This window comes from Planomonospora algeriensis (genome assembly GCF_977012225.1).
Genome location: NZ_CDRNDK010000040.1, coordinates 19,588 through 27,158 on the forward strand (window position 1 = coordinate 19,588; position 7,571 = coordinate 27,158).

At 71.8% G+C, this 7,571-nt stretch carries 8 protein-coding genes; 2 read left to right on the top strand and 6 right to left on the bottom strand.

Annotation, left to right across the window (positions count from 1 at the left end):
• Window positions 1-11 precede the first annotated feature (11 nt).
• Both ACWJ6R_RS07250 and ACWJ6R_RS07255 read left to right on the top strand, forming a co-directional pair.
• Window positions 12-899, top strand: coding sequence for a carbohydrate ABC transporter permease (locus ACWJ6R_RS07250; RefSeq protein ID WP_449061443.1), 888 nt, complete (start codon window positions 12-14; stop codon window positions 897-899).
• Window positions 893-1,729, top strand: a complete 837-nt coding sequence (locus ACWJ6R_RS07255; protein ID WP_449061444.1) for a carbohydrate ABC transporter permease — start codon at window positions 893-895, stop codon at window positions 1,727-1,729. Before ACWJ6R_RS07250 ends, ACWJ6R_RS07255 begins: the two co-directional genes overlap by 7 nt.
• A 57-nt stretch (window positions 1,730-1,786) precedes the next feature.
• Here ACWJ6R_RS07255 and ACWJ6R_RS07260 read toward each other — a convergent pair whose 3' ends face one another.
• The 6 genes from ACWJ6R_RS07260 to ACWJ6R_RS07285 all read right to left on the bottom strand — a co-directional run.
• Complete coding sequence (locus ACWJ6R_RS07260; protein ID WP_449061445.1) at window positions 1,787-2,452, bottom strand: response regulator; 666 nt, start codon at window positions 2,450-2,452, stop codon at window positions 1,787-1,789.
• Window positions 2,449-3,147: a sensor histidine kinase gene (locus tag ACWJ6R_RS07265; protein ID WP_449061450.1), complete on the bottom strand. Its 699-nt coding sequence runs from the start codon at window positions 3,145-3,147 to the stop codon at window positions 2,449-2,451. The genes ACWJ6R_RS07260 and ACWJ6R_RS07265 overlap by 4 nt, the downstream gene beginning before the upstream one ends.
• Window positions 3,147-3,584 carry a DUF7134 domain-containing protein gene (locus ACWJ6R_RS07270; RefSeq protein WP_449061446.1) on the bottom strand — a complete coding sequence of 146 codons (438 nt, stop codon included), beginning with the start codon at window positions 3,582-3,584 and terminating at the stop codon, window positions 3,147-3,149. The genes ACWJ6R_RS07265 and ACWJ6R_RS07270 overlap by 1 nt, the downstream gene beginning before the upstream one ends.
• Before the next feature lie 18 nt (window positions 3,585-3,602).
• Complete coding sequence (locus tag ACWJ6R_RS07275) at window positions 3,603-5,453, bottom strand: serine hydrolase domain-containing protein (protein WP_449061447.1); 1,851 nt, start codon at window positions 5,451-5,453, stop codon at window positions 3,603-3,605.
• 218 nt (window positions 5,454-5,671) lie between these two features.
• A complete protein-coding gene (locus ACWJ6R_RS07280; RefSeq protein ID WP_449061448.1) occupies window positions 5,672-6,550 on the bottom strand; it encodes an MBL fold metallo-hydrolase in 879 nt (292 codons plus the stop codon).
• 270 nt (window positions 6,551-6,820) lie between these two features.
• A partial coding sequence (locus ACWJ6R_RS07285) for a DUF899 family protein (RefSeq protein WP_449061449.1) occupies window positions 6,821-7,571 on the bottom strand: 751 nt, incomplete at its 5' end.

Consider the following 7,571-nt stretch of genomic DNA (forward strand, 5'->3'; position numbering starts at 1 on the left):
AGGGCAAGCCGGTGCGCGCCATCGTGCGAAGGACACTCGGGCTCGCGTGGGTCGTTCCGGCCCTCGTGCTGGTGGGGGTGTTCGTCTACCTGCCGCTCGCGCAGAACCTGTGGTTCAGCACCCTCGAGTGGGACATCTACAGCGGGAGCCGGGAGTACATCGGGTCCGACAACTACAGCAGGCTCCTGAAGGACCCGGTCTTCTGGTCCTCGTTCGGCAACAACCTGCTGTACGCGGCGGTCTCCATCGTCGTCCAGGTGTTCGGCGCGCTCGTGCTCGCGGCGCTGATCGAGAGCATCCGGAGCGAGCGGTGGCGGCGCGGCCTGCGGGCGGTCTACTTCCTCCCCTCGGCGATCTCGCTGACCGTCGCGGGCCTGCTCTTCTACTTCGTCTACGAGCCGAGCCTGGGCCCGCTCAACCACCTGCTCCGCTCGGTGGGGCTGGGGGAGTTCGCCCAGGCCTGGCTGGGCCAGGAGGGCACCGCGATGAGCGCGATCATCGCGATGAGCCAGTGGCAGGGCTTCGGCTACTCGACCCTGCTGTTCGCCGTCGCGATCCAGCGCATCCCCGCCGAGATCCACGGCGCGGCGGCCATCGACGGCGTCGGGCCGATCCGCCGCTTCGTCCACGTGACGGTCCCGCTGGTGCGGGAGATGACCGGCCTGATGGCGATCGTGACCGTCTCCGGGTCGTTCCAGGTGTTCAACGAGGTCATGGTGATGACCGGCGGCGGGCCGAACAACTCGACCCAGGTGCTGGGGACCTGGCTGTACCGCAGCGGATTCGTCCGCAACGACTTCGGCTACGCCGCCGCCATCGCGACGGTGCTCTTCGTGATCACGCTGGGCATCGCCCTGCTGCAGCTGTGGTTCACCCACAGGAGAAGGGTGGAATGGTGAGTCGCCTGAGCTTCCTCGGGGTGATCGTCCGCGTGTTCATGTGGGCCTTCCTCCTCGGCCTCGCGGTGGTCGTGCTCTATCCGCTGCTGTGGATGCTGCTCAACGGGTTCAAGACCAACGCCGAGCTCTTCGGCGACCCCTTCGCCCTGCCCGTCGACTGGAGCTTCGACAACTACCGCAAGGCGTGGAACCGGGGGGTGAGCGACTACCTGACCACCAGCGTGCTCGTCACCGTGACGTCCACGATCGCCACCGTGTTCGTCAGCGCCTGGGCGGCCTACGGGCTGACCCGGGTGCGGATCCCGATGAACCGGACGGTCACCGCGCTGATCCTCGGCGGGCTCATGCTCGCCCCCACCGTGGCGCTCGTCCCGCTGGTGAAGATGTTCCAGGCGATGGGCCTGTACAACAGCTTCTGGGCGCTGCTCATCCTGTACACGGCCTTCCGCGTCCCGTTCACCACCTTCCTCCTGCGCGCCTACATGATCGACCTGCCGCGCGAGGTCGACGAGGCCGCCGAGATGGACGGCGCCGGCCGGTGGACCGCCTTCTGGCGGATCACCCTGCCCATGTGCAAGCCGATCATCACCTCGACGGTCCTGCTGCACATCCTGTTCACCTGGAACGAGTACCTCTTCGCCATGGTCTTCACCAGCGGCAGCGGCGTGCAGACCCTGCCGGTGGGGCTGACGAGCCTGATGAGCAAGCACGGCACCGAGTTCCCCGTGGTGTTCGCGGGCATGGTGATCGCGGCGCTCCCCGTGGTCCTGCTGTTCTTCCTGGGCCAGCGCTACATCGTCAGAGGACTCGCCGACGGGATCGGGAAGTGACCGCGCCGCCCGCGGCGCCGCGGCCCGACCGGGGGCCCGGTCCACCGCCGGGAGGCGTCAGCGGCGCCAGTGGCCCGGCCGGACGAGGCCGGACTCGTACGCGCAGATGACCGCCTGGATCCGGTCGCGCAGACCGAGCTTGGACAGCACGCCGCTGACGTGGCTCTTCACGGTGTGCTCGCTGACCACCAGGGCCTCGGCGATCTCGGGGTTGGACAGGCCCCGGCCGAGGAGGGCCAGGGTCTCCCGCTCGCGGCCGGTCAGGGCGTCCATGCCCGGTACCGCGGCGGGCGGGCGGGCGCCGCGCCGGATGACGTCGTCGATGAGCTTGCGGGTCACGGCGGGGGCGAGCAGTGACTCCCCGGCCGTGACGACGCGCACGGCGTGCACGAGGTCGTCCCGCCGCACGTCCTTCAGCAGGAAGCCGCTGGCCCCCGCGTGCAGGGCCGCGTAGACGTACTCGTCGTTGTTGAACGTGGTCAGGATGATGATCCTGGCGGCGGTCCCGGCGCAGATCTCCTCGGCGGCCCGGATGCCGTCCATCACGGGCATGTGGATGTCCAGCAGGACCACGTCGGGCGCGTGGAGGCGCGCGGCCTCCACGGCCTGGGCGCCGTCGCAGGCCTCCGCGACGACCGTGATGTCCGGCTGCGTGTCGAGGATCAGGGCGAAACCGCTGCGCACGAGCTCCTGGTCGTCGGCGACCACCACGCGGATGGTCACGCGGCGGCTCCCGGCAGGCGCACCGAGACGGCGAAGCCGCGCCGGTCCGGCCCGTGGCCGAAGGACACCGAGCCACCGCACGCCGCCGCGCGTTCGCGGATGCCGACCAGCCCGTGCCCCGTCCCGCCGCTGTGGCCGCGGCCGTCGTCCGTCACATCGATCACCAGCGCGTCCTCCCGCCAGTCGAGCCCGACCGTGACCGCGGTCGCGCGGGCGTGCTTGACCACGTTGGTGAGCGCCTCCTGGACCACCCGGTAGGCGGCGGCCTCCACGTCCGCCGGCAGCGGGCGCGGCGTCCCGCTGACGGTCAGGGCTGCGGGCTGCCCGGCGCGGTCCACGCTCTCGACCAGCGCCCCGATGCGGGCCACCGTGGGAGTGGCCTCGGCGGAGTCCTCCTCCAGCAGGCCGAGCAGGCGGCGCAACTGGTCCATCGCGTCCCGCCCGGCCGCGGCGATGGCGTCGAAGGCCGCTTCGGCGCGGCCGGGATCAGGCCGTACGGCCAGCGGCCCGGCCTCCGCCTGCACCACCATCAAGCTGATCGCGTGGCCGAGGATGTCGTGCATGTCCCGGGCGATCGCCGCCCGCTCCCGCTCGGCCGCCCGGCGCGCCTCCATCTCCTTCTCGCGTTCGAGCTGGCGGGCGTGGGCCTGCCGGTTGGCCGTCGCCCGGCCCATCGCCCAGGCCGCGACGTACATCACCAGCCCGCGCACCGTCGTGTCCGCACTCGGCGTGCGCAGGACCAGCCCGGCGAGCTGGGCGGCGGCGCCGGCGGCGAGGAGAACCAGCGCCCAGGTCCGCGCGCGCCGCGAGCCGTGCACGCCACCGTGTAGACCGCGATCAGCAGCGCGTACGGGACGGGCTGCGGCGCGGTGTCGGGATCGTTCAGCAGGTACGCGCCGGTCGCGGCCGTCACCGCGACCAGGACCGCCAGCGGTGCGCGCCGCCGCCAGATCAGCGGCAGCACCTGGCCGAGCACCGGAAGGTAGTGCTGGACCGTGTAGCCCGTCACCGGGTCGGCCGCCCGCGCCGTCAGCAGGAAGGGAGCCGAGTGGGCGGCGAGGACGGCCAGGGTGACGGCGACGTCCACGGCGAGCGGCGGGATCCGGCGGACGACACGGACAGAAGATCGCATAAGTGAGTGGATCATAGCTCAGGTGTAGGAGAGGCCGGCGAGGTTGTACGTGACCGCCACCACGGCGAACGCGGTCACGCCGAGGGCGACCAGCGTGTAGGAGACCCTGCCTGCGGGCCGCCACCAGCGCCTCCGCCAGGCCATCGCCGTACAGGCCAGCAGGGCGGCGGCCAGCGGCACCGTCAGCGACGCCAGCACCAGCAGCGCGATCAGCACGGGCGCCCCTTCCAGGACCAGCGGCAGCGCCCGGCCCTCGTCGGCGAGCAGGCTGCCGAACCCCGCGGTGAAGACGACCACGGCGGCGCCGGCCAGCCAGGCGAGCAGGCGCGGGAGCCGGGGCCCGGCGGGAGGGGAGGACTGCCGCCTGCGGGCCGCCCGGACCACCGCCGCCACGGGGAACCCCAGCAGCGCGGCCAGCGAGGCGCAGAGCCCGGCGGCCAGCAGGCCGAGGTGCAGCGACGGGTGGTCCAGCGGGCCGATCCGGTCGAAGACGACCGTGCTGCGGCTGATCGCCAGCTGCCCCGGCTCGGGGAAGGCGATCCGGTCCCAGCCGCCCTCCTCCTGGAAGACGCCGGGCTGGAACTGGATCCAGCGCACCTGCCTGCCCTTGAACCCGGTGGTGAGGACGCCGCCGTCGGCGGTCGCGGTGACGTGCACCGGCGAGTCCGTGAGCGCCTGCACCTTCAGGACGCTGCCGTGGCTGGTCCGGCTGCTCTGGTACCAGCCCTCGTAGCGCTCCGCGGAGGCGCCGGGCAGCGCGCTGACGGACGGCGGGCGCGCGTCCGGGAGATAACGGTCAATGATCTTGTGGGCCAGCTCGAACCCGTCCAGCCCGTGCCGTCCGGTGCCGTCGCCGTTGGACATGAGGTGGATGCCGATGCCCTGCTCCGGCAGCAGGATCATGTAGGTGTGCATGCCGGGCATGTCGCCGCCCTTGAAGAGCAGGCGGTGCCCCTTGTACGGCGACTCCTCCCACATGAAGCCCATGCCGGGCAGCCGGGGGTCCTCGGTGTACTGCCGCCGCTGCATCTCGGCGGCGACCCCGGGCCCGAGGAGGGCGTCCTGCGACAGCTGGGCGAGCATGTACCTGCCCATGTCCGAGGCGGTCGAGGCCGGGCCCGCGCCGGAGGCGGCGAAGTCCGCGCAGTTCGCCGTGGTCGCCGAGCCGTCCGCGAGGTAGGCCTTGGTGTCCTTCAGGCCGTCGCAGGCGATGACCGAATCCGCCATGCCGAGGGGGGCGAACACGCGGCGGTCGACGTACTCCTCGAACGGCGTCCCCGCGACCGTCTCCACCAGGTGGCCGGCCAGGGCGACGCCGTAGTTGCTGTAGGAGACCCCGGTGCCGGGCGGGCGCAGCCGGGCGGGCTGGGTCGCGGCGAGCGCCTCGCCCAGCGGCCGCACGTCCGTGCCGCTGCCCACGACGTGGTCCTCGTCGAACCCGGCGGTGTGCGTGAGCAGGTTCCGGAGGGTGACCGGACGGCCCGGATAGGTATCGCGGATCTTGAAGGCGGTCAGGTAGGTGTTGACGTCCGCGTCCAGGTCCAGCTTGCCCTCGCGGACCAGCTGCAGGGCGGCCTGGGCCGTGAACAGCTTCGTCTCCGACCCGATCAGGAAGCGCGTGCGCTCGGGATCCACGGGGAGACGGCGCTCCACGTCGGCCCAGCCGTACCCCTCGTCGACCACCCGCCGGCCGCCGGCCACCACCGTGACGGCCACACCGGGGACCTTCTCCTCGGCCATGGCGGTGGTGACGTGCTCGTCGACCAGTGCGCCGATCCCCGGCAGATCCGGCGATCGAACGGCGTTCACCGGGGCGGCGTGCACCGGGGCAGTCGCGAGGACCAGTGCGGTGATGAGTTCCAGCAACATGCCTCAAGACTCCTGCGAACCCTCCTTCCGGCACATCGCCGACGCCACCCATTCCGCCCTCCCCCGCGCGGGGAGGGCCGGAGCACGCTCTCCGGGGCCCGGCCCTCAGAGCCCGGCCCTCAGGTTCCGGACGTCGGGTTCCGGACGTCGGGTTCCGGAGGTCAGGGCCCGGACCTCAGAGCCCGGCTCTCACGGGTTCGGACCTCAGGCCCCGGCTCTCACGGGTTCGGCCAGAGGATGAAGAGAGGACAGGCACGCCGAACGGGCCGGTCGCCGATCTCTTCGAGCGCCGCACGGATCTCGTGCAGGTGCCCGGTGGTCATCTGCAGCGGGGGCTCGTCGGGCTGGTAGGTGGTGCGGATCGGATAGTCCACGCCCGGCTGCCTGGTCATCTCGATGTGGCAGCCGAGCACGTGGGTGACCGGCCGGCGGCCGGAGAAGTCGATCAGGCGGTCGATGCTCCGGGCGAAGGCCGGCCAGTCCTTGATGTACAGACGGCCCGGGTAGACCGTGTCGCCGGTGAGCAGGAACCCGGTCCACCGGTCGTAGAACGTGACCGCCGCCTCGTGGTGGCCCGGAGTGGCCAGGCACTCCAGCACCCGTCCTCCCAGATCGATCCGCGCCACGGCGCCGGGATCCTCGTCGAACCCGAAGTACCCCCAGGCGGTGGCCAGGTCCGCGCCGACCACCGTGGTGGCGGGACGACCGGCGAACTGACCGTCGCCCGCGACGTGGTCGCCGTGCGGGTGGGTGTGCAGCACCAGCAGGTGGTACTCCTCCCGCGGATGGCGGGCGAGCCAGCCGGCGACCAGCTCGTCGACCACCCGGCGCAGGGGGAAGAACTCGGCGGACGCCGTGGCGCCGGTGTCGATCAGCACCGCCCGTGCGTTTCCGAACAGCAGGAACAGGAACGGCGCCTCGTAGTCGATCGCCATGTTCTGCCGCAGGATGAACGTGTGCTCGTCGTACGCGTGGACCTGGATGTCCGGATCGGTGTTGTGCTTGGCCGACGGTGAGCCGTGAATCCACCGGACGTTCAGCGCACGGGGCCGCGGAGTCACTCCGGCGAAATCGATCAGGGGTGTGCCTGCGTCCACGACGTCTCCTTCACGTGCGTCACGGCGGCGCGGTGCGCCGCCGCGGTGACCGGTCCTGACGGCCGGGCCTCGAAGGGTCCGGTGCCCGCGTCTTCGCCTGAGCGGGCTCGCCGCGGTCTCCCGCGTCGTACGGTATGGGCCCGCGGCATGCGATCACCAGATAGAGCGCGGCGTCTCGCGCGCGCACCGGAGCTCGTGCCATCCGACGCGTCGTGGCCGCGCAGGTACCGCAACGCCTCGGCGTTGAGGAGCACTCCTCTCCGCCGCCGGTCAGGGCCGGACGGTGAGGTCGTCGGAGCGACCGGCCTCGAGGCGCGACCACTGGGCGATGGGGCGTCCGCCGGTCCGCAGATTGGAGTCGTCGTCGACCCGCCGCGGTTGCGGCCAGCCAGGAGGCGAATCCTCCTGCGTCTCCTGACGTCCGTACACGGTGAGGTCCATGAGCGCGTAGCTGTAGTCCATCTCCTCCACGCCGCGGAGGGTCGTCCAGTAGGTTTCGAAGACCCGGTCGCCGTCCCGTACGTAGCACACGAGGTGCATCATGCCGGGGCGGCGTCCGACGAGGAGCGTGTCGAGGGAGTCCTGCGCCGAGTACCACGGCATCTGCCAGCCCATGAAGTCGCGGTAGCGGCTGCTCTCGTCGTAGGGCCCCTGGCAGAGGACCGCGTAGGTGATGTCGCGGGAATGCAGGTAGGACAGCTCCCCGACCTGGGTGTTGCACCACGTGCAGCCTTCGCACTGCCCGGCCGCGGGGTTCCCGGGATACCACATGAAGTAGTAGGCGATGAGCTGCCGGCGCCCTTCGAACGCGTCGAGCAGGGTGGTCGGCCCGTCGGGCCCGATCAGCGTGGTTCCGGCGTCCACCTCGACCATGGGCAGGCGCCGCCGGGCCGCGGCGATCGCGTCGCCTTCCCGGGTGTGCGCCTTCTCCCGGGCCCGCAGCCTGTCCAGTTCGGCCTGGAAGGCGGCCCGGTCGACGACCGCGGGCAGGCCCGGCGCGTCGGTGGCGCCGACCCCGGCT

What these genes read in the sequence shown, in the direction of transcription:
- ACWJ6R_RS07255 (WP_449061444.1), top strand. Translation starts at nt 893, where the DNA reads ATGGTGAGTCGCCTGAGCTTCCTCGGGGTGATCGTCCGCGTGTTCATG.
- ACWJ6R_RS07270 (WP_449061446.1), bottom strand. Translation starts at nt 3,584, where the DNA reads ATGCGATCTTCTGTCCGTGTCGTCCGCCGGATCCCGCCGCTCGCCGTG.
- ACWJ6R_RS07275 (WP_449061447.1), bottom strand. Translation starts at nt 5,453, where the DNA reads ATGTTGCTGGAACTCATCACCGCACTGGTCCTCGCGACTGCCCCGGTG.
- ACWJ6R_RS07265 (WP_449061450.1), bottom strand. Translation starts at nt 3,147, where the DNA reads ATGTACGTCGCGGCCTGGGCGATGGGCCGGGCGACGGCCAACCGGCAG.